Here is a 21,950-nt window from a genome sequence, read left to right on the forward strand (position 1 = left end):
CGCCGCACATGCCGATTTCCTGTTTTGGTTATCTGTCCTTGGCTTCTTCTTTCTCCACTTGAATACTCGCTAGGTATAAGACCAACATACGCCATGAATTGTTTGGGCGTAGTAAAACGTTTAAACGAACCGATTTCTGCCACAATGCTTGTCGCTGTGATAAAAGCCACACCTCTTAATGATTGGAGTGCCTGAATTTTCTGGGCGTGAATCCCTTCATTGGACTGAATCCTAATTTCTTCTTCAAGCCTTAGGATCCGTTGTGATAATTCCTTAATTTGGTGATAGTATTCCTGGAAAGTGATTTGCAGGGAAGTATTTTCAAACTTTAAAGTATCAAGCCATTCAAAATACTTTTTTGTCCACTTGTTTATTCCACTTGGAGGTTTAATGTCATTGCGAAGTAAAAACTTACTTAATCGATGCTTCCCCCTCAGTTCGTCTTCTTTAGCGTCTTCTCTGCATCTAATAAGATCCCGCAGCGCCTCATCTTCTTTATCTGGAACATAGATGGCAGTCAATTCGCCAGCACGGTACAAATGAGCTAAGCGAATAGAGTCCCTGCGGTCCGTCTTAATGCGTTCTCCGGGTCTTTTAGGAATAAGAGAAGGGGCAATTACTGAACACTGAATTCCCATTGTCATGAGTAGCCGATAGAGTGGATATCCGGTCGGACCGGCTTCATAACACACTCGGAGTGTTTCAGGCCTGCCTAACTTTTTCATTACTTTTTTTACTGCTTCTGGGGTATGGGGAATTAATCCCCAGTATCTAGGCTCTGTCCGGCCTTCTTCTGCGATAGCGACCGCAATCTTTTCTTTTGATACGTCTAAACCTACGTATTTTATGGTATCCTGCATAATAACTAGCTCCTTCCGTAATGTAGCTCTGATTTGGGAATGTATTTTAACAGTAAACATTCTAACCAGATTAACCTACGATGTTACGAGTAGGAGCTAGTTTCGTTCATGATAACTCGCGCTTGCGCGCTGTGGGGTCTCAACATTTCCGCTGCAATCCCGCAGGCGTCTACGTGTCTTCCTCTCCGTCCATCAGTGTTTTTCAAAAATTGTTCTTGCTTAACCCCATTATAAAGCAGCTAGCCGCACATATTAATTCAATCCTGAATAAATTTACTAATAAGCACTATTGGCTGGAGTCTTTGTCCTCCACTCCAATCAACTGGGTTTTAAAAACTGTTGGCACTTTGTGACCGATAACTTCATACGCTTTAACTTCATACTCTTTTTTATACAAATTTTCCTAAACTAAGCAGTTTTTATTGAGTTGCTTCATTTTCGTGTTCAGAGATGTCTGTGAGGGCTTTTCCGGCCTGGGCGTTGGTGCGGCTGATGACGGCAAGGTCGCCGAGGGAAATGATGCCGGCCAGTTTGCCGTTTTCTACAACTGGAAGCCTCCTGATCTGATGCTCAGCCATGATCCTTGACGCTTCACTGATATTGGTATCAGGCGAGACTGTAACAAGATCACTGCTCATGATATCCTCCACTTTTGTGGAACCCGGATGCTTCTCTGCCACCCCTCTTACCACGATGTCCCGATCTGTAATCATCCCTACAAGCCTGTCAGCATCCACAATCGGGATGGCGCCGACATCCTGCTCCTTCATTTTCAAAGCTACCTCATACATATTGTCCAGAAGAGTGCAGCAATCTACATCTCTTGTCATTATATCGCCAATTTTCTTCATTATAAGCCCTCCTTATTTGATTCCTGCCTGCCGCCTCATTCAGAGGGGCAGACAGATTCGCTAAAAGATAGGTTTTCCAGTCAAGGGATAATTATGTACTGCAGCGGCAAAATAAGGACAGCCATAAAGACCAGCATAATTGTGACTGTTTTAAGTTTTCTTCATCTATTCGTTGCAACTTTGACATTTTTCTACTATTATTAAATTTGAGATAAAAGGGTCCCGATTTCATTGCTTATAGTCCCGGGATGCCTTTTTTGAAAGGCTTGGCCGCTGGTTGCCTTTACTTACAGAATTGCTGTCCAAAAGGACGGCATTGTTTTTCAGGAGGGACAAAGATGAAGTTCGAAAATACTGGTTTGGAAGAACTGAAAGCAGACCTTACACGTCTTGATGAAGTGATGCTTGAACATGGATTGGTCCGTGAAGGCCAATGGGATTATGAAAGAGTTACATACGACCGCAAGTTTGAATTAAAAGAAGGCGTTTTCTATCTGCGTGTCTTCGGTTACGCAGCGGAAGGGGATATCGGCTCCCATAAAGCCGTTATCCAGCTGATGACTCCTTTATTAGGAAAGCATTATTATCCCCATGGAATTGAGTATGGAGAAGGAGAAAGCTTCCCTAAGACACTGGTCAGCCAATGCGAAAAAACCCTTGCAGACATCCAGAGCAAAGTTAAAGGGTTTGCACTGTAAGCTGCAGGAACCGCATTACAATGGGAAGCACTGTAAAAGACGCATGAAACCATGCGTCTTTTTTTCCAGATAAAAAAGCGGACAAAATCAGTTGTAGGCCAGCAGTTCTGCGTAATATAATATAATAATATATCTCAGTTTAAAGAATCAATATCTGAAGCTAAACCCTCAGTGATTTGGAAAGGAGTTTCACCTTGTCCGGTTTTTTTACAAAACGTTTTTTCATCTGGCTTATTGGGCTAATCTTAATAGGCACGCTTTTCTATTTCATCCTCCCTGTTTCCGTCCCGCTGATTGTTGCTTTTATAACAGCACTCATGCTTGAACCGCTCGTAAAGCTTCTGCAGGGAAAACTTAACATCAAACGAAGAATTTCCGTCATGATCGTTTTCATTGCTTTTGTTCTGTTTATTGGACTGTCCGGATATTTTATTACGACAAAAGTGATCACCGAAGCCATTAAGCTGGTTGAAAATGCTCCGGAATATGTGAATGAAATAAACAATGCATGGCTTGATGCAGAGGAAAAGTTCACCCGTGCTGCAGAAGATCTTCCAAAAGATGTGGTGGATGAGATCAGCAACCAGGTACAGACTTTCCTGAATAAAACGAAAACTGAACTGGTTGCATATGTAAGCATTGATAATGTGAAGGCGCTGCTGACCAATATCCCGAATTATCTTGTCAGCTTCATTGTTTATTTAATTGCATTATTCCTGTTCCTGATCGATCTTCCGAGGCTCCGGCGTGGTGCCTACAACCACTTGACAGAAAAGACAGCCGATAAGGTCTCTTTCATGACATCCCGTCTCTCTTATGTTGTACTGGGCTTTTTCAAGGCACAGTTCCTCGTAAGCCTGATCATCTTTTTTGTGAGTCTTGTCGGGCTTCTTATCATAGCGCCGGATATCGCACTGGTCATGGCGCTCGTCCTGTGGATCATTGATTTCATTCCGATCATAGGCTCAATTGTTATACTCGGGCCGTGGGCGCTGTTTCATCTTTTGACAGGAGATGTGGTTCTGGGCACGAAGCTTGCCGTCCTGGCAGCCGTCCTGCTCATCATCAGAAGAACCGTAGAGCCAAAAGTAATGGGAACCCACATCGGGCTCTCCCCACTTTCCACCTTGATAGCCATGTATCTCGGGCTTAAGCTCCTTGGCATTCTTGGCTTTATCATCGGGCCGCTTATTTTGATTGCTTTCAATTCTGCAAAAGAAGCAGGGCTGATTAAGATGGATTTCAAAGTTTAAACAGTTTCAAAAAACAAGCAGGGCTCTTATATAAAAGATCCCTGCTTGTTTTTTTCTGGAGTTAAAGAGATTCGGCAGCTTACCCAAACTCATGCTGCTCAAAATTATTGTTAGAAAAAATCATAGAAAAACGCTTTTTGATGGGGAACCATTTTTTCAAATATGTCAGCATCTTCTGCAGATCCCTTGATCTCTCCAAGTTCATACAGCTCAATCGGCCGCTTGTATCCAGTGATAACAGCCGTCAGTGCATTGATGCTCAATTGCAGCCCTCTCTTTGGCGGATGGGCGCAGCTGCCCCCCTCTTTTGGCGGAAAGTATTGAACACCATTGGCTGACAGCTGATAGGTCCCTGTGTTCCAGGGAGCTAATTCGTCTGCAACATGCAGGAACAATGATTGTTCCGGAATTCCGTTAAATCGATAGGTGCCCAATGCCATTGAAAGATCTACAATCCGTGCCATAAAATAAGGGGTGACCTCCATATGCTGCTTTGGCTGCTTGAGATAGTACGGGAAAGGATCGTGGACCGATGTAAGCACCTTTACTTTATCAACCATAGAATCATGCTGGCAGATAAAGTTCCACAAACCAATCCGAGCTTCAGCAGTTAAAGCAGCTAATTCCTGAATGTCGAGGATGCTCTTTTCAACCTTGTAAAGAATATAACCTTCCGGCCTTCCTTCATCCGTTTGCCATACCGCAATTTGATAGTCGGAATAAACACTCTTGAGCCACCAGTCCCTGTCCCTGACAAGCATGCCGGAAAACTTGCTGGTGAAGCGGTCGTATATCTCTTCTGCTGTTGCATCATGGGTATCTTTGTTAAATCTGGTGATCCTTCCGGACAGCTGGCCGATCATATGTAAATCTATTTTATTGATTTCAACTCTTTTTTGGTCAGAAACCAGTTCCCATCCGTATTTCCTGTAAAAATGAATATTGAAGGGATGGAGAAAGGATATTATCTGCCCATTTTCCTTCATAGCCGACAGAGCCTGGCGCATTAGTCCTGATACATAGCCCCTTCTTCTGTACTCAGGAAAGGTGGCCACTCCTGCTATTCCGCCCATTTTCCATTCTTTGTCCTGAATTTTAACTTTTAAGTCCAGTAAGTGAAGCTTGGCAGCCAGTTTTCCATCTTCATAGGCTCCATATATCTTATGTTTCCTCATTGTTTCTTTCCTTTTAGGGAAATCACTTTCTGGTACATGATATTGAAAAGCATAACTGGAAAGCCTGATGGCTTCATCAAATGAATCCTCTTGCAATAATTTTATTTCCACTATGATTGCCTCCATTCTACTTTTATCTATTCTATAGAGTGGCTTGTATTTCCTTCATTCAGAATCATAAGACAGTAAAAGGGAGGCACCGTCAAGCGGAGCCTCCCTTTTGTATAGCAGCGGACTGCAGAGCTTAATCAGAATCCTAAAATTGCTTTAATGACTGATGTGGTTTCCCCGCCATGATAGAACACATATAACAGCAGATAAACAGCTACTCCTGTTATCGCCGTAAAAAACCAGATGATGCTTGTTATCGGACCAATTTTTCGGTGCTTTTCCAATTTATTCGTATAGCCGGTCAGCAGTGTGACAATGCCGAATACTGCTCCTGTAGTAGCCAATGTAATATGGAAAATCAAAAATAAGGTATAATAAATTTTTATATCATCCGGCCCTCCAAAGGCAGTATTGCCGATAAAAACCGTCCTGCTCGCATAAATAATGAAGAAAATGATAGCAAATACTGCCGCCAGCAGCATTGTCTTTTTATGCGCTTCTATTTTCCGCTGGCGGATCTGATACCAGCCGATCGCTACTGTAACAGCGCTCAATACAATGAACGTGGTGCTGATTGTAGGCAAAACAGGCAATGAATAGTTCATAATAACTTCCTCTCTGGACTCATGTTTACAAAATCAATTCTATTAAAACAGCGGCGATTTTTCAATAAACAATCCGCTTCTTTCAGCAATGTTCCCTAATTGTTCATAAATCCAGATACCATTTAATAGAAAAAATCTCCCGGCCTGGGAGATTTTTTCCTACTCGGCAATCTGCGGATCAAGCGATCTGGAAGCCTTAAGTTCTGCTTCAGTTTCCTGCTGTTCCTTCTTGTACCATTGGAAGAAGACCTGAGCGAGGACAACCCCGTATACAACTTCCTGGAATACCTTCATAAGAACGCCGCCAAGCTGCTGGTCATTGAGGGCAGACATGCTGTTGAACATTTCAGGACCGCTCAAATTGAGCGAAGCCAGCGTGGCTGAAGGAACACAGAGATGCATGGCATCAGCCCAGGCACGCGGATCCGAGAAGGTCGCGTAAATAGGTGTGTCTGCAAAAATGATCAGCGCACAAGCAGGTGTAAGAAGAATGCCGTCAGCAAAAATATACCCGACCTTCTTCAGCCCATTCAAGGATTCGTATTCTTCAAGTTTATTCACAAGAGGCCACCACATCAGCCCGGCAAGGATGAACAGAAGTATAGAATAGCCGCCATGAAGCCACATATTCGTCTTGACTGCGTCAAAGATCAATGGAATATGGTAAATGGAGAAAATTCCATTGAACAAAATCAGGGCTATCAGGGGCTTTGTTAAGAACCTGAAAACTTTTTGAATACTTGCCGGTGCCAGTATCTTTCGCCATAGCCATTCCGGGATCCCTGTAATCAAAAGGGGCGGTACAATCAGATATAGTATCGACATCTGAATCATATGCGCGTAAAAGGTGATATGGCTCATCAGGTCTACCGGTGAGCCTTTTACTGCATACACAAGAATGATAGCAGCCGTAAACAGAACTGCCTGTTTGGCTGAAAGCGGGGTGCTCCCGCTGAATCGCTGCCGGTATTTTACTGTCAGCAGAAAATAGGCTGCAAGGATTGCCAGCATGACTATAAAGAAATAAGGACTCCAAAGCGCTCTAAAACCGAATATGTCTAGTGTAAGCATCGCTTGCCACCTCTTAAAGTAATATTGTCGCTTGCACTGTCAAATGCATGTACAAAGCCATTATACCGCTGCTGGAGATGAAACTCAATAATACACAGCTTACTGCAGGCAAGCCCTGCACAAAGTTCATCAAATCTCCTTATTCATACAAAAAAAAGAAAATCGGCTAAAAGCCGATTTCTTTTTTACCACCAGATAATTGTCATGAAAGCCAATACTGTAATTGCACCCACGAGCAAGCCGGAATACAGGAACAGTGCAGGAGCCTCATGGCCCTTATGGCTCATATGCATGAAATAATAAAGCTGGAAGATAACTTGCACAACTGCAAGGATCAGGATGAACGGCACGATGAACCATGCCGAAAATTCCTCATAGCCAACAGCTACAAATGCTACAAGCGTAAGGAAAATCATCAGGGCAAAAGTGATGACCTGCATTCTCATTTCCTCTGCACTTTTCTTGCGACGGTATTCAATGTCTACTCTTGGGTTACCTGAGTTCGGTTGTTGATTCGCCATCAGTTTATCCCACCATTCCCATTAAGTATACTACTGTAAAGATAAATACCCAAACAACGTCAATAAAATGCCAGTATAAGCTTGCGACATAAAATTTTGGAGCGTTGTAAAGGCTCAATCCCCGTCTTGAGTTGCGGATCAGCAGTGTTGTGATCCACAGGAGACCGAATGCAACGTGTCCTCCATGGAAGCCTACCAACGTATAAAAGGCTGAACCGAAAGCACTGCTTGTGAATGTATGGTGGTATTCATGCACATAGTGATTGAATTCGTAAATCTCCAGTCCAAGGAACGCAGCGCCGAGGGCAACGGTGATCCACATCCAGAGCTGCATCTTCTTGAAGTTGAAATTTTTCATATGGTACATGGCGTAAACGCTTGTCAGTGAGCTCGTCAATAGAAGCATGGTAGCTGCAAAGACGAGCGGCAATTCAAACAGGTCCTTAGCCAGGGCATGTTCTGTTCCCGGAACCTTATCTTTTAAAGCAAGATAGGTTGCGAAGAGAGATGCGAAAAGCACCGTCTCCCCGCCAAGGAAGAACCAGAAGCCTAGAAATTTATTCTTTGCTTCGAGGGTTTGTTTCTCAGGCGATGCAGGCCATGTTTCTACAGTCATTTTTTCTTCTGTATGCATTATGCCTTTACCCCCTTGTCATCATCTTCTTTAAGTAAATCTTCTTTATGAATATGGAAGCCGTGGTCATCCTTGACAGATCTCAGGAACATGGAGCCCAGTGTAATGGCCATGCCGAGAATCAGGACAGGAATGCCCCAGTTGTTGCCGTCGTCGCCGTGGTACATTGCACCAAAGGCAGCTACGAACAGTCCAAACGAAATCATGAATGGAATGAAAGATGAATTAGGCATATGGATATCGCCGATCGGCTCTGCAGGCGTCAACGCGTTCTTGCCTTCCATCTTTTCAAGCCAGTATGCATCTAAACCGCGGACAAGCGGCGTCTGCTTAAAGTTGTAGAATGGCGGCGGTGAAGGGATAGCCCACTCCAGTGTGCGCCCGTCTCCCCAAGGGTCATTCCCGACTTTAACATTTTTAACACTTGTCACAATGATATTGATAAGCAAAATCAGCACGGCAACTGCCATGAAGAATGCACCAATTGTACTGATCATATTTCCTGTTTCAAGCCCCTGTCCAGGCAGGAATGTGAATACGCGGCGAGGCATACCCATCAAGCCCAGGAAGTGCTGGATAAAGAATGTCAGATGGAAACCGATCAGGAACAGCCAGAAAGTGATCTTTCCAAGCTTTTCGCTCAGCATGGTTCCAAACATTTTTGGCCAGTAGAAATGAAGGCCTGCCAATAGTCCAAGAACAACACCGCCAACGATTACATAGTGGAAGTGAGCTACAACAAAGTAGCTGTCATGGAACTGGTAATCGGCTGGAGCAGCTGCGTTCATAACCCCTGTTACCCCGCCGGCAACAAAGGAAGGAATGAAGGCTACTGCATAAAGCATCGGTGTTGTAAATCTGATGCTTCCCCCCCACATTGTAAAGAGCCAGTTGAAAATCTTGATTCCTGTAGGAACAGCGATCGCCATTGTCGCTACAGCAAAGATAGCGTTGGCAATTGGCCCGAGCCCTGTTGTAAACATATGGTGAGCCCATACCATGAAGCCAAGGAAACCGATCAATACCGTTGCGAATACCATGGAAGAATATCCGAACAGCCTTTTTCTTGAGAAAGTAGCAAAGATCTCAGAGAAAATACCGAAAGCAGGCAGAATCAGGATATATACTTCAGGGTGTCCGAAAATCCAGAATAAATGCTCCCAGATAACTGTGTTTCCTCCGTTGGCAACATCAAAGAAATTAGAGCCGAACATGCGGTCAAAGATCAATAGAAAGATACCGACAGTAAGAGCCGGGAACGCAAACAGAATAAGTGCAGATACTACAAATGTAGACCATGTGAACAATGGCATACGCATATATGTCATGCCAGGGGCACGCATATTGACAATCGTTACAAGGAAGTTAATCCCCCCGATAAGGGTACCAGCACCGGAAATCTGCAGTCCGAGTGCATAGAAATCGATCCCGTGGCCTTCAGATGCCATCGATAAGGAAGCGTAAGACGTCCAACCAGCATCTGGAGCCCCTCCTAAAAACCATGACAGATTAAGGAAGATTCCTCCAAAGAAGAACAGCCAGAACCCAAGTGAGTTAAGGAACGGGAACGCTACATCCCGCGCACCGATCTGAAGAGGAACGACTGCGTTCATAAAAGCAAAGATCAATGGCATAGCTGCCAGGAATATCATGGTTGTACCGTGCATTGTCAATATCTCATTGTACAAGCCGGCACTTAAGAAATCATTGTTTGGAACTGCCAGCTGAATACGGATGAACATGGCTTCAAGTCCACCCACTATAAAGAAGAAACCGCCGGCAATTAGATAAAGGATCGCGATTTTCTTATGGTCCACTGTTGTTAGATAGTCCCATAAAGTGGCGCCGAATCCTTTCTTCTGAGCGTAGGTACTCACAAGTTTTACCTCCCTTTCGAACTCGTTACTCCTGAACTTTAAGGCCCATCAGATATTCTGTCAGAGCGTCAAGCTCCTCATCTGAAAGCTGGCCATATGTACCAGTCATTTTATTCCCCGGCTTATAAGCTTCAGGATCCTTCAGCCAGTTCTTCAATTCTTTTTCATTGTGATCCAGGATACCGGCAACACGGTCGCGCTCGCCAAAGTTTGCAAGGTTTGGAGCCTGCCTTGCCTGCTCCGGCCTTCCATCCACAGGAGTCACAGCGTGACAGCCGATACAGCTGTTGTTAAAGATCTCCTGACCCTGCTGTGCAACTTCTGACTGAGGCTGAGGCTCTTCTGCATTCTGCATATCCGCAACCCACTGATCAAACTCTTCGCCAGAGATTGCTTTCACCTTGAAGTCCATCAGAGCATGTGAAGGTCCGCAAAGCTCCGCACATTTTCCGTAAAAAAGATCGCCTGCAACATCAGAGCTCTCTTTATCGAACTTCAGATAGAACTTATTGACATTATCAGTGTTCGTATCCATCTTGCCCCCGACTGCAGGGACCCAGAATGAATGCTTAACATCAGATGCCTTCAGATTAAAGTAAACCTTTTCACCAGTTGGAACGACAAGTTCCTGCCCAGTGATGATCTCCTGGTTTGGATACTCAAATTCCCACCAGTAAAGATTTGCACGGACATTGACAACCAATGCATCCGTTTTCCCTTCTTCGTTCTTTTTCTCCATTGGAGAAACATCCGCAAGCTTGAAAGTCTGTGCTACTGTAGGAACGGTCAGAACAAGAAGCAGAAGAATAGGAATAACTGTCCAGATGATTTCTAATTTGTGACTTCCTTCAACCTGTTTTGGAATTCTTTCGTCTTTGCGGCGAAACTTAAAAATAACAACCAGGAAAAGCACCGTGACAACGACAATTACTCCCACCATAATCGCCGTGCTCAGCAGCATTAAGTCATATTGCGTTTTCGCAACTTCCCCGGAAGGCTGAAGCGTGGACAAAAACGGTTCGCCGCACCCGGAAAGAATGAGCGTCAAAATTGCAAACAGTGATGCAAGACGCCATTTTGCAAGCCTTTTCATGCTTAATCAAACCCCTCTTTCGTAAAAAATTTCTTTTGTTGTTTGATCAAAAAAAATATGGATAAATTCCCTCCCCCGCTCATGCGCGGAAGGGAATCTCCTAACGTAGGTTAAATAAGTGTAACGATCACCATTGCCACAAACATAATCGTCAGATATTGAAGCGAGTAAATGAACATTGCCTTTGCCCACTTAATATCATCCTTGAATTTGTTGGCATAGATCCCAAGGACTATCCAGCCGACATTCAATGCCGAAGCAAGGATCAGGAATGGAAGACCGAGAGATGTAAGCATCAGCGGCAGGGGCAGAAGCACAGCCAGCCATGCAAAAATATGTTTTTTCGTAGTGCGGAACCCTTTTACAACCGGAAGCATCGGTATGCCTGCTGCCCTGTATTCCTCTGCACGCCTCATGGCAAGTGCGTAGAAATGAGGAGGCTGCCAGGCAAACATAACAAGGAACAGCGCCCAAGCTATCATGTCCAGGTTTCCGTCAACTGCAGCCCAGCCGATCAGCGGCGGCACTGCTCCGGAAATGCTTCCTACGATTGTATTGGAAACATACTTGCGCTTAGTCCACATTGTATAGAGGACTACATAACTAAAGACGCCTATCAATCCAATTACAGCAGCTGCGGGTGATGCAAGGAGCAGCAGCAAGGTTCCCAATGCGATGGTGGATATGCTCAGCAGTGCCACCCTGCCCGGGCTGACCTTTCCTGTAACTGTAGGCCTGTCTTTTGTCCTTTCCATCAAATGGTCGATATCGCGGTCATAGTAATTGTTGTATGCACAGGAACCCGCAATGATCAGTGAAGATCCGACCAGTGTATAAAAAACAATATCAAGATTGTTGAAAAAATGCTGATCTGTAAAATGAAGGGCCAGCCACAAACCAGTGAAGGTAGTGATCATGTTTGAATTGATTATACCTACCTTGATGAGCGCCAGGAAATCCTTCCATGCAGTTGTCTCCGGTATATTGGCTTGAAGGCTTCGTTCACTGTTTTCTAAAGCAGCTTCACTGAAAGCCCTTGTGTTTGACATAACTTCTCCTCCTTTAACCCTTATCACAAATAAAGCTTTTCTACACTACAACTACTATAAGTAATACGATGCTATATTTGCAACAGAAAACGAGGGAATGCTAATCGAAATAGCAGTTATTACTATTCAAATGTCATAAAAATTGTCAAAAGTTTGTGTAGAAAAATAACTATGCCTCTGTATATTAAATCATACTTTGGCGTTTTTTTGTGAATTTTTTTCGAATTAATTATGACTAATTTGTGTCGAGGAGATGACAAACATTGTAACTGGTTACTTTTTTAGCATAATATATAATTGAAGCATTACGGAGATCTTACCTATTAGTACAACTGACTTGAATGAATAATAGATTATAGCCGGAATATGCTGCCGGGGAGTTGTAAAATCCTCCATAATTGTGTAGTATCGAACAGTCAGCGTTTTCGTGATACGATGCGCCGGCTGCCTCACCTGAACTATTATACCCTATTATTATACAGATTAAGTCTATTATGGCAATTTATGAAATTAATTTAAAAGAAGGTGACATGATTGCAGCGTTTGCTTAAATGGTTTGCAGTGCTGACAACGATCGGAATGCTGATGGTGCTCCTTGGAGGGGCTCTTGTGACAAAAACTGAATCCGGGATGGGATGCGGAAGATCCTGGCCGCTCTGCCACGGAGAGCTCATCCCGAGCAATATAACGCCGGAGCTGATCATTGAACTGGCCCACCGGGTTGTATCCGGCGGGGTCGGCATACTGGTCCTGGTGCTCTCGGTCTGGTCCTGGAAAGCGCTGGGCCATGTAAGAGAAACAAAATTCCTTGCTCTTGTCTCTTTCTTCTTTCTCGTCCTGCAGGGTCTGATCGGAGCAGCTGCGGTTAAATGGGGGCAGTCAGATTTTGTACTGGCCCTTCATTTCGGGATTTCCCTGATATCTTTTGCTTCAGTCCTCCTCCTCACACTTCTGATTTTTGAGGTGGATAAAAAGTTCCAGGCGGAAAAGCTTGTTCTGGATAAACGGATGCAAAAGCATATCATCGGCATTACGATTTATTCTTATGCGGTCGTGTACAGCGGTGCCCTCGTCAGGCATACCAATGCCAGCCTTGTTTGCCGCGATTGGCCATTCTGCCTGAATGACAGCATTATGCTGCCGGGCAATATGTATGAATGGATACAGATGGGCCACAGGGCTGCTGCCGGAATTATTTTTCTTTGGGTAGGTTATATCACTATATTGGCCGTCAGGCATTACCGCCACCAGAAGGTCGTGTTCTGGGGATGGATTATATCCTTTATCCTTGTGTCCCTTCAGGTTGCTTTTGGAGCGATGGTTGTTATATCCCGCCTCAACTTGTTCATTGCACTTGGACATGCCTTCTTCATCTCATGCCTGTTCGGTGTTTTCAGCTATTTTATCCTCCTTACTGCAAGGAGCAAGAAAAACGCCGCAGCACTTGCAAGCGTGCCGCCTGCAGCTGAAAAAGAAAACAATGCGGCACACCGGTCTGTTCCTGTTCAATAAGGACCGAGGAAACAGCTTTAAAAAAATGCTTCATTGCTGTATTCATAAAAAAGAGGATGGGCAGCTCACCGGCTACCCATCCTCTTTTGCTATATTTTTTCTTTCGGCCCTGATTTCCTCTATTTTGAAAGCTCGATCAAAAGGTCTCCAGTCTGGATGGCTTCCCCATTTGCAACATGGATTTCACCGACCGTACCGGAATAAGGGGCCTGGACGGTCGTTTCCATCTTCATCGCTTCCGTGATCATCAGATGATCGCCCTTTTCGACCTTTTCCCCTTTTTCAACAATAACCTTAATAACTGTACCTGGCATGGATGCTGCTATATGCTTCTCATTTTTAGGATCAGCCTTCATCTTTGCAGATGCAGCAATTTTAATGCTTTCATCCTTGATGGAAACCTCGCGGGGCTGCCCGTTCAATTCAAAGTAAACGATCCTGGTGCCGTCCGCTTGCGGCTGTCCGATGGAAACAAGCTTTACAATCAGCGTTTTTCCAGTTTCAATTTCCACTTCTATTTCTTCTCCCAGCCTCAGGCCGTACAGGTAGGTCGGCGTATCCAGAACGGAAACATCGCCAAACTGCTCGACAGTGCTGCAGTATTCCATGAATACTTTCGGATAGAGTGCATAGGCAATCGCTTCAAAGCTTGTCACCGGCCTTCCGAGCTCGTGGAAAAGCTTCTCCTTAAGCTTATCGAAATCCACGTCCTCCAGAAGCTCTCCCGGCCTTACAGTGATTGGTTCTTTACCCTTTAATATAACTTCCTGAAGCTCTTTCGGGAAGCCGCCATAAGGCTGGCCGAGAGACCCTTCAAACAGTTCAACTACAGAATCAGGGAAGTCGAGCGAGTGTCCGCGTGTGATGACATCTTCTTCTGTCAATTCATTTTGGACCATATACAGAGCCATATCGCCTACAACCTTTGATGAAGGAGTGACTTTTATGATATCGCCGAACATGTGGTTGACCCGGGAATACATTTCCTTGACCAGGTCCCATTTTTCCCCAAGGCCTACCGCTTTTGCCTGCTGCTGCAGGTTGCTGTACTGCCCTCCAGGCATCTCATGCTTATAGATCTCCGTATGTGGAGACTTCATTCCGGACTCAAAATCCTGGTAGTATTTCCGGACATCTTCCCAATAGTGGGACAGCTGCTCCAGTGCTTCAACATTCACTTCAGGCTGGCGTTCCTCTCCTGAAAGGGCATAATACAGGGAGCTTGCGCTTGGCTGTGAAGTCAGGCCGGCCATCGTGCTTAGTGCAACATCCACAATGTCCACACCGGCCTCGATAGCCTTGCTGTAGGTCATGACGCCGTTCCCGCTCGTATCATGCATGTGAAGATGGATTGGAATATCAACTGTTTCTTTCAGCTCTGAAATCAGTTCATACGCTGATTTCGGCTTGAGCAGCCCCGCCATATCTTTAATTGCCAGAATATGCGCTCCCTGGTTTTCAAGCTCCTTTGCCATTGATTTGTAATATTCCAGATTATACTTGGTCCTCGCGCTGTCCGAAATGTCGCCGGTGTAGCAGATGGCTGCTTCTGCTATTTTGCCGGTATCACGCACAGCCTCTATCGCCACTTCCATCCCTTTGACCCAGTTCAGGCTGTCAAATATACGGAAAACATCGATGCCTGCATAAGAAGACTTTTGAACAAACTCCCTGATCACATTATCAGGATAGTTTTTATAGCCTACAGCATTGGAAGCCCTCAAAAGCATCTGGAAAAGGACATTCGGCATTTTTTCCCTTAGCTTGAGAAGCCTTTCCCAAGGATCCTCTTTTAAGAAACGGTATGCAACATCAAAGGTTGCCCCTCCCCACATTTCATAAGAGAACATTTCCGGCAGAAGCTTTGCTGTCGGTTCTGCAATATGCGCGATGTCAGTCGTACGTACGCGCGTGGCCAGCAGGGACTGATGGGCATCACGGAAGGTGGTGTCAGTCAATAGGACCTTATCCTGCTCCTTGATCCATTTCACCAGACCTTCCGGACCCTGGCTGTCCAGGATCTGCTTTGTCCCGTCCTGGTATTCCTGGTTATAGCGGAGCTTCGGAATCCTCGGCTTCTCGAAAACCGGCCGCTTCTTTTTCTCTACCCCCGGGAAGCCGTTGACTGTTACATTGCCGATATAGGCAAGCATCTTTGTGCCGCGGTCTTTTCGTTTAGGGAATAAAAACAGCTCAGGCGATTTGTCGATGAAAGATGTATCATATTCCCCTGTAATGAACTTCTCGTGCTTGACGACATTTTCAAGGAAAGGAATATTTGTCTTGATTCCGCGGATCCTGAATTCCTGCAGGTTCCTCACCATTTTTGAAGCAGCCTGCTCAAAGGTTAGTGCCCATGTGGACAGTTTGACGAGCAGCGAATCATAATATGGGGTTATAACAGCCCCCTGGAAGCCATTGCCTGCATCGAGCCTCACCCCGAAACCGCCACCGGATCGGTAGGTCATGAGCTTCCCCGTATCAGGCATAAAATTGTTCAGAGGATCCTCAGTGGTAACCCGGGACTGGATCGCATAGCCATTGATCTTTATATCCTCCTGTGCAGGGATCCCCACTTCCCGGCTATGGAGATCAAATCCTTCTGCGACAAGGATCTGCGTCTGGACAATATCCACCCCTGTCACCATTTCAGTGATCGTATGCTCAACCTGTACGCGGGGATTTACCTCAATGAAGAAAAACTCATCCCCGGAGGTAAGGAATTCCACTGTTCCGGCATTCACATAGTCGACATTTTTCATCAGCCTTACAGCAGCATCGCAGATTCTCCCGCGGAATTCTTCAGAGAGAGAGACGCACGGTGCAACCTCGACCACTTTTTGATGGCGCCGCTGCACTGAGCAGTCCCTTTCAAACAGGTGGACGATGTTCCCGCTTTTGTCACCGATGATCTGAACTTCGATATGCTTAGGGTTTTCGATGAATTTTTCAACATAAACCTCATCATTCCCGAAAGCAGCCTTCGCTTCTGATTTCGCCCTTTCGTATGCCTCTTTCACATCATCAAGGCTTCTGACAATCCTCATCCCTCTGCCTCCGCCGCCAAGGGAGGCTTTGATGATGATCGGGAAACCATGGTCCTTCCCGAATAAAATCACTTCTTCCAGGCTTTTAACCGGCCCGTCGCTCCCCGGAATGACAGGGATTTCCGCACGCATCGCCTGATCTTTTGCCTTCACTTTGTCCCCGAACATATCCAGGTGCCGGGAAGTTGGTCCAATAAAAATGATGCCTTCCTCTTCACATCTTTTAGCGAATTCAATATTTTCTGACAAAAAACCATAGCCGGGATGAATGGCGTCAACATTTCTTGCCTTCGCAATCCCGATGATCCCCTCTATATCCAGATAGGCATCAATCGGCTTTTTGCCTTCTCCGACGAGGTACGCCTCATCTGCTTTATACCGGTGGTAGGAGCCTGAATCTTCCTTAGAATAAACAGCCACGGTCCGGATATTCAGCTCAGTGCATGCCCGAAAAACCCGGATTGCGATTTCTCCTCTATTGGCAACCAGTACCTTATTAATTTGTCTGCTCACAAATTCCACCCCATCCATAGTCTTTTAGATGCCTTTCCGGAACTTGCGGAAAGGCTTGGCTAATTTGTATTGCTATATGTAAAGACTTCGGCCGCTTTACAGCAGAGATTCTGCAGCAAAGCGGCCAAAGCCTGCAGCCCTGATTTAAATGCCTGCAGCTTTAAAGCGTTCCTGTATTAAGAGTGAATGTGTAAAAAAACGCAAGGAAAAAACACGTCCCCTGCGCTTATTTTTTATAAAAATAGGCTCCCCCGGAAACTTTCTGGTTTTGTTCTGCCTGTTTTTCGCTGGCTCTATTTTTATATTTAGATTCATAGTTTACAAACATTGATACGTTTACAAGAATCCCCATCGCAATTGAAAGCTGCAGAAGTGAAGATCCGCCGTAGCTCACAAATGGAAGCGGGACCCCTGTCAGAGGTATCACGCCTGAAATCCCTCCGAGGTTGATGAATGACTGGATGCCGATCATCCCAGCAATGCCGATGGCAAGCAGGCTTCCAAAAGGATCCTTGCATTTCATCCCTATGTACAGGCCCCTCAGAACGATATACCCAAGTGAGAGCAGAACGAAACAAACACCGAATGCCCCCAGCTCCTCTGCTATGACAGCCATGATGAAATCTGTGTGCGGTTCTGGCAGATAGCCAAGCTTCTGCACGCTCTGCCCGAGGCCGAGCCCTTTTACACCGCCTGCTCCGAGAGCCAGGAAAGAGTTGACAAGATGATACCCGTCATTCTGGGCATCTGCAAAGGGATCCTGAAGAACCTGGATCCTGGCCATTTGCACATCAGAGAAGAGCTTGTCATTCATAATCAGGATAAACGGGAGGGCAATGATAAAGGCAATCAGACACAGCTTTAAGATGTTTTTATAGCTCATGCCGGAACTCAGGATGATTGTGGCCGATATCAGGAAAATGATTGCCGCTGTCCCGAAATCCGGCTGTACAGCCACAAGCATGCAGACAAGGATCAAGTATACCAGGGGTGGGACAACCCCTTTATTAAACTGGTCGATATAGCTCTGTTTCTTTGCATAAACGGCTGATAGATAAATAATAACAAAAATCTTTACAAATTCTGAAGGCTGGAGGCTCAATGGCCCGAGTTTAAACCAGCTTTGCGCATTCCCTGCCACATGGCCGAATATAAACAAAGCGCCAAGGCCGATCAGTGAACCGAAAACCATCGGAACAAGGATCTTATTGCTGATCAGCGCCTTATAGGGAAAGAGTGCTGTGAAAATAAATACTAAGGCGGCCCCGAGCAGATAGATCTTCTGTCTTTGATAGAAATGGTCGCTTTCGAAGCCATACCTTTGCACGGCTGTTACCATACTTGCACTGTAAATCATAATGAGACCGAATAATGCCAGCATAACGACGACAGCAATCAATGTGTAATCGTATGATTTTAATATTTTTTTGAACATCCAACCTCTTCCTCATCTTCTGCGTTGTATTACCTATTCTACTATAGAAAGGAGATTCCTGCATTGAAGTAAAGAAATGTTAATTTTAATGTAACATATTAATTCATCAAACATCAGAATTATGTCATACTATTTAAAATTATGCTGCACTTCTTTTTCTTTACCATAGCATGTACAAAAAAACTCAAACCCTTGTGTTAAAAGAAAGTTTGAGTTTTTTACATTTATTTTCTTAATGAAGCTTCATGCAGGATGGAGAGTTCTTTTTCAAGCTCTCCCAGGATGGCTTTGCCTGTCTTTTCCTCGATGAGCCCGAGCCGGACGGCAAAATCTATTTCACGGGATAAACCGAACATCTGCGTATCAAGCACTTCCTCATACAAAGGGCACTGGGGCATTGTCAGATTATCCATCTGCACTTTAATAAGCTTTAATATTTTATCAGCGTCCGCCTTAAGCAAGGCATTGGCTTTTTCTTGATGATCGACTATCAGTTCTGACGCCAACATGGATCCCCCCGTTTCCGAGCGATTATCTATCTATAAATTTTATACTTAAGAAGGCAAAAATGCAAGACATATAAGGGGAAAGCTGCACATGCGGGGATAAATACCAGCACCCCGCAAGGAGGGGCTTCCAGTGTGAGGGTCCCATAGTATCTTTCACAGACAAAAATAGGTATAATTTAAGAAGGTACATACAGGAGGTAGCTAGTTATGGACAATATCATAATGATAAAAGGGAAAGTGAAATTTGAGATCACACTTGATCCCGGTGTATGGATTTTTGATGACCGAAGGGTAGACCTGAACGAATTCTTTCACGCTGATATCATCAAAAAGGATGAGCTCGAAGAGTATACAAAATCAGTTTCAAAGCACTGGGACAGAGAAATCATGGAGGGTGCTGTCCATCCTCCGACATTAAAGACCGAAAAAAAATTCGAGAAAGAAAAAGTGCTTAACGGGACTTTCGGCATTCCCTTAAAGCCTTTCCTTAAAAATGCCGAACCTGCTGAAGATGCCTCTTCCTTTGTCATCTCTGCCGGTGACGGCGAGGTGGAAATGCCGCTGGAAACCGCTGAAGATCTGATCCTCGGCTACTCTCTGAACGGCAAGCCGCTGAAAGAGGACGGCCCTGTGCACGTCTATTACGGAGACGGAAGCAATAAGGATAATCCGATCAGGCATATAAAGCAGTTCATCGTTCGCTGATTATCATGCAGGAGGGGGGAGCCGGGATGCTCCGCCCTCTTTAATTATGGGCATAAGATTAATATTCTACAGGGCGTAATCAGCTTTTGTATTACAGGAGTAAGTTCCATAAAGGCCGCTGTTCCCTCTCTTACTGATACAGCGGCTCAAGTTCCCCTTTTTCGTGCGCCATACGGATGACATGAAATTGAAACTGCTATATCCGGCTCCAGCCCGCCATATATATCTCTTATAAAAGATCAGCTGCCAGCTGTGCCAGACCTGACCTTTCCCCTTTAATAAGCTTAGTATGGCCTGAAATCTTTTGGTCCTTAAATCTTTCCACTACATAGGTAAGTCCATTATTGAAGGCATCAAGATACGGATGGTCGATCTGTTCCGGATCTCCCATCAGGACAATCTTGCTTCCTTCTCCCACCCGGGTAAGGATGGTCTTTACTTCGTGCTTGGTAAGGTTTTGGGCTTCATCAATGATGATATACTGATCCGGCACGCTTCTTCCCCTTATATATGTGAGCGCCTCGACCTCGATCGACCCCATCCCTGCAAGGATGGCATCAAGCTCGCCCGGTTTCTTGGCATTAAAAAGATATTCCAGATTATCGTAAATCGGCTGCATCCATGGCCTTAATTTTTCTTCTTTCTCTCCCGGGAGATAGCCGATATCCTTGCCTACAGGAACGATCGGCCTGGCCACCAGCAGCTTTTTGTATTCTCCGAAATCCTCAGTCTGCATCAGGCCTGCTGCCAGTGCGAGCAGTGTCTTCCCTGTCCCCGCTTTCCCAACCAGCGTCACAAGCGGCACATCTTTACGGAGAAGGAGCTCTGCGGCCATTGTCTGCTGTACATTGCGAGGGCGGATCCCCCAGATATGGTCCCCGTCAAACACAAGCTTTCTGGCTTTCTTTCCTGCCTGGTCTACTATGCCTATCGCAGAAGAAGAAGAGCCCAGTGCATCTTTCATAATGATGAATTGGTTGGGATAAAAAGGGTGATTGGCTATATCAGCAAGCGGCACCTCCCCTTTTTCATAAAATCTCCCCAAAAGATCGACGCTTACATACACCTCAAGAAATCCCGTATAAATATGGTCATTTTCAACCACCCTGTCACTCAGAAAATCTTCTGTCTGAAGCCCGATTGCATCCGCCTTCACCCTCACTAATGCATCTTTGCTGACAAGTATGACCGGGCGGCCGTTTTCCTTAGTCTCTTCTTCCAGTGAAAGATTCTTTGCGACTGCAAGGATCCGGTTGTCATTTGTTTTTTCAATGAATATCTCCTGCAATTCATGAAAAGACCGGTGATTCAGCTCAATTCTGAGTCCCCCGCCATTTTCAAGCTGAATCCTTTCATGCAGCTTGCCGGTTTCCCTCAGATTATCAATCAGCCTCGAAACCTGCCTTGCATTTCTCCCAACCTCGTCCATATATCGTTTCTTAGAGTCAACCTCTTCCAGGACAACTGCCGGAATGACTACTTCATTGTCTTCAAAAGAAAAGATAGAATGCGGGTCCTGCAGCAGGACATTGGTATCCAATACATATATTTTCGTCAATATGATGCCTCCTGCTCCTTGTAGGTCAAAATGAATGTTTCTTCTAAGGCTTATATTTCGCTGTCCGGAGCCTGCATTTTGCCTGGCTTGAAGAAGCAATCATAAGCTTTAAGAAACAAGCCTTGGTAAACTATATGTTTTCCTGCATAAAGATAGACGAATTTTTGCAGAATAATCCTTACGAAGAACTTTCCCGGGCATGTAGCTTTTCAGCATCTGGAAAACATCTGGAATAAGAATAATTGGAGGTGCTTAAATTGAAGAGATGGCTTGGTTATATAGCCGCTGTTTCAATGCTGGCAGGCTGTGCTGCGAACAGCCAATCAGCAGATGACGGCAGCCGGAATCTGGTGAATGTTAAGAACAGCACCATAACGAATAACAGCAGGGAATCAGAACAGGAGATCTCAAGGCATCTTGTAGATCTGGCAGAAAGGGTGCCAAATGTCAAAGATGCGGCGGCTGTGGTTTTCGCAGGATATGCCATTGTAGGGATTGATGTGGATAAAGATATAGACAGATCTGAAGTGGGCTCCATTAAATATTCTGTTACAGAAAGCCTGCGCAACGACCCTCATGGGGCAAGGGCGCTTGTAGTAGCAGACCCGGACTTGAATGCGAGGATCAGGGAAGTCGGCCAGGATATACAAAACGGGCGTCCCATCCAGGGCATACTGAATGAACTCGCAGATATCACGGGAAGGATTATGCCTGAAGTTCCCGGGGACATCACTGAGCCCCAGCCGAAGGATGCGACCGAGGAGCCAAAAAACAAGCTCAATTCATCAGAACGTTCTGAGCTGGAGGATAAGCAGCAAAAGCAATCGAATTACCATAAAGATTAAAGTTATATGAATCAGCACAAAAAAAGCT

The 21,950-nt window shown here is 45.2% G+C and carries 19 protein-coding genes; 5 read left to right on the forward strand and 14 right to left on the reverse strand.

Features of this window, described 5'->3' with window-relative positions:
* A partial coding sequence (locus tag RBB45_RS21665) for an IS110 family RNA-guided transposase (RefSeq protein WP_306010330.1) occupies positions 1–860 on the reverse strand: 860 nt, incomplete at its 3' end.
* Between the two features lie 419 nt (positions 861–1,279).
* On the reverse strand, positions 1,280–1,711 hold the full coding sequence (locus tag RBB45_RS21670) for a CBS domain-containing protein (protein WP_224950175.1): 432 nt from the start codon (positions 1,709–1,711) through the stop codon (positions 1,280–1,282).
* A gap of 338 nt (positions 1,712–2,049) precedes the next feature.
* Here RBB45_RS21670 and RBB45_RS21675 point away from each other — a divergent pair, with 338 nt between their 5' ends.
* Positions 2,050–2,409 carry a YugN family protein gene (locus RBB45_RS21675; RefSeq protein WP_009791136.1) on the forward strand — a complete coding sequence of 120 codons (360 nt, stop codon included), beginning with the start codon at positions 2,050–2,052 and terminating at the stop codon, positions 2,407–2,409.
* Between the two features lie 194 nt (positions 2,410–2,603).
* The gene (ytvI, locus tag RBB45_RS21680) at positions 2,604–3,662 is read left to right on the forward strand and encodes a sporulation integral membrane protein YtvI (protein ID WP_094768887.1); all 1,059 of its coding nucleotides are present in this window, start codon (positions 2,604–2,606) and stop codon (positions 3,660–3,662) included.
* Positions 3,663–3,772: 110 nt separating this feature from the next.
* On the opposite strand, the gene RBB45_RS21685 is transcribed toward ytvI, so the two are convergent.
* The 8 genes from RBB45_RS21685 to cyoE form a co-directional block, all read right to left on the reverse strand.
* On the reverse strand, positions 3,773–4,948 hold the full coding sequence (locus RBB45_RS21685) for a GNAT family N-acetyltransferase (RefSeq protein WP_101550688.1): 1,176 nt from the start codon (positions 4,946–4,948) through the stop codon (positions 3,773–3,775).
* 137 nt (positions 4,949–5,085) lie between these two features.
* Positions 5,086–5,553 (reverse strand): DUF420 domain-containing protein, encoded by a 468-nt coding sequence (locus RBB45_RS21690; RefSeq protein WP_009791133.1) that lies wholly within the window; start codon positions 5,551–5,553, stop codon positions 5,086–5,088.
* Between the two features lie 159 nt (positions 5,554–5,712).
* The gene (gene ctaG / locus RBB45_RS21695; protein ID WP_022543684.1) at positions 5,713–6,624 is read right to left on the reverse strand and encodes a cytochrome c oxidase assembly factor CtaG; all 912 of its coding nucleotides are present in this window, start codon (positions 6,622–6,624) and stop codon (positions 5,713–5,715) included.
* Between the two features lie 185 nt (positions 6,625–6,809).
* A complete protein-coding gene (gene ctaF / locus RBB45_RS21700; RefSeq protein ID WP_035401058.1) occupies positions 6,810–7,145 on the reverse strand; it encodes a cytochrome c oxidase subunit IVB in 336 nt (111 codons plus the stop codon).
* 4 nt (positions 7,146–7,149) lie between these two features.
* On the reverse strand, positions 7,150–7,779 hold the full coding sequence (locus RBB45_RS21705) for a cytochrome (ubi)quinol oxidase subunit III (RefSeq protein WP_009791129.1): 630 nt from the start codon (positions 7,777–7,779) through the stop codon (positions 7,150–7,152).
* Positions 7,779–9,656, reverse strand: a complete 1,878-nt coding sequence (ctaD, locus tag RBB45_RS21710) for a cytochrome c oxidase subunit I (protein WP_022543683.1) — start codon at positions 9,654–9,656, stop codon at positions 7,779–7,781. Before ctaD ends, RBB45_RS21705 begins: the two co-directional genes overlap by 1 nt.
* Before the next feature lie 25 nt (positions 9,657–9,681).
* The gene (gene coxB, locus RBB45_RS21715; RefSeq protein ID WP_009791127.1) at positions 9,682–10,749 is read right to left on the reverse strand and encodes a cytochrome c oxidase subunit II; all 1,068 of its coding nucleotides are present in this window, start codon (positions 10,747–10,749) and stop codon (positions 9,682–9,684) included.
* A gap of 110 nt (positions 10,750–10,859) precedes the next feature.
* Positions 10,860–11,798, reverse strand: a complete 939-nt coding sequence (gene cyoE, locus RBB45_RS21720) for a heme o synthase (protein WP_009791126.1) — start codon at positions 11,796–11,798, stop codon at positions 10,860–10,862.
* Between the two features lie 534 nt (positions 11,799–12,332).
* Between cyoE and RBB45_RS21725 the strand changes: the two genes are divergently transcribed.
* On the forward strand, positions 12,333–13,310 hold the full coding sequence (locus RBB45_RS21725; RefSeq protein WP_022543682.1) for a COX15/CtaA family protein: 978 nt from the start codon (positions 12,333–12,335) through the stop codon (positions 13,308–13,310).
* Between the two features lie 119 nt (positions 13,311–13,429).
* Here RBB45_RS21725 and pyc read toward each other — a convergent pair whose 3' ends face one another.
* The 3 genes from pyc to RBB45_RS21740 all read right to left on the reverse strand — a co-directional run bounded on the left by pyc (position 13,430) and on the right by RBB45_RS21740 (position 18,811).
* A complete protein-coding gene (gene pyc / locus RBB45_RS21730; protein ID WP_224950173.1) occupies positions 13,430–16,870 on the reverse strand; it encodes a pyruvate carboxylase in 3,441 nt (1,146 codons plus the stop codon).
* A 226-nt stretch (positions 16,871–17,096) separates the two neighbouring features.
* Positions 17,097–18,305, reverse strand: a complete 1,209-nt coding sequence (locus RBB45_RS21735) for an FtsW/RodA/SpoVE family cell cycle protein (protein ID WP_009791122.1) — start codon at positions 18,303–18,305, stop codon at positions 17,097–17,099.
* A gap of 224 nt (positions 18,306–18,529) precedes the next feature.
* Positions 18,530–18,811 carry an Fpa/YlaN family protein gene (locus tag RBB45_RS21740; protein WP_094768883.1) on the reverse strand — a complete coding sequence of 94 codons (282 nt, stop codon included), beginning with the start codon at positions 18,809–18,811 and terminating at the stop codon, positions 18,530–18,532.
* Positions 18,812–19,021: 210 nt separating this feature from the next.
* On the opposite strand from RBB45_RS21740, the gene RBB45_RS21745 reads away from it, so the two are divergent.
* A complete protein-coding gene (locus tag RBB45_RS21745; RefSeq protein ID WP_101550697.1) occupies positions 19,022–19,519 on the forward strand; it encodes a molybdopterin-binding protein in 498 nt (165 codons plus the stop codon).
* A 229-nt stretch (positions 19,520–19,748) separates the two neighbouring features.
* Here the strand turns inward: RBB45_RS21745 and RBB45_RS21750 are convergent, their stop codons facing one another.
* The gene (locus RBB45_RS21750) at positions 19,749–21,077 is read right to left on the reverse strand and encodes a PhoH family protein (protein WP_009791119.1); all 1,329 of its coding nucleotides are present in this window, start codon (positions 21,075–21,077) and stop codon (positions 19,749–19,751) included.
* 257 nt (positions 21,078–21,334) lie between these two features.
* Here RBB45_RS21750 and RBB45_RS21755 point away from each other — a divergent pair, with 257 nt between their 5' ends.
* Positions 21,335–21,922: a YhcN/YlaJ family sporulation lipoprotein gene (locus RBB45_RS21755; protein WP_022543679.1), complete on the forward strand. Its 588-nt coding sequence runs from the start codon at positions 21,335–21,337 to the stop codon at positions 21,920–21,922.
* Positions 21,923–21,950: the final 28 nt, after the last annotated feature.

The sequence above is a fragment of the Bacillus sp. MMSF_3328 genome (genome assembly GCF_030733525.1).
Lineage (GTDB): Bacteria > Bacillota > Bacilli > Bacillales > Cytobacillaceae > Bacillus_AB > Bacillus_AB infantis.

Bases quoted from the DNA above. Each gene is read 5' to 3' on its own strand.
- cyoE (WP_009791126.1), bottom strand. From the start codon at position 11,798: ATGTCAAACACAAGGGCTTTCAGTGAAGCTGCTTTAGAAAACAGTGAA.
- RBB45_RS21745 (WP_101550697.1), top strand. From the start codon at position 19,022: ATGGACAATATCATAATGATAAAAGGGAAAGTGAAATTTGAGATCACA.
- ctaF (WP_035401058.1), bottom strand. From the start codon at position 7,145: ATGGCGAATCAACAACCGAACTCAGGTAACCCAAGAGTAGACATTGAA.
- ctaG (WP_022543684.1), bottom strand. From the start codon at position 6,624: ATGCTTACACTAGACATATTCGGTTTTAGAGCGCTTTGGAGTCCTTAT.
- RBB45_RS21735 (WP_009791122.1), bottom strand. From the start codon at position 18,305: ATGTTCAAAAAAATATTAAAATCATACGATTACACATTGATTGCTGTC.
- RBB45_RS21690 (WP_009791133.1), bottom strand. From the start codon at position 5,553: ATGAACTATTCATTGCCTGTTTTGCCTACAATCAGCACCACGTTCATT.
- RBB45_RS21670 (WP_224950175.1), bottom strand. From the start codon at position 1,711: ATGAAGAAAATTGGCGATATAATGACAAGAGATGTAGATTGCTGCACT.
- coxB (WP_009791127.1), bottom strand. From the start codon at position 10,749: ATGAAAAGGCTTGCAAAATGGCGTCTTGCATCACTGTTTGCAATTTTG.
- RBB45_RS21705 (WP_009791129.1), bottom strand. From the start codon at position 7,779: ATGCATACAGAAGAAAAAATGACTGTAGAAACATGGCCTGCATCGCCT.
- RBB45_RS21675 (WP_009791136.1), top strand. From the start codon at position 2,050: ATGAAGTTCGAAAATACTGGTTTGGAAGAACTGAAAGCAGACCTTACA.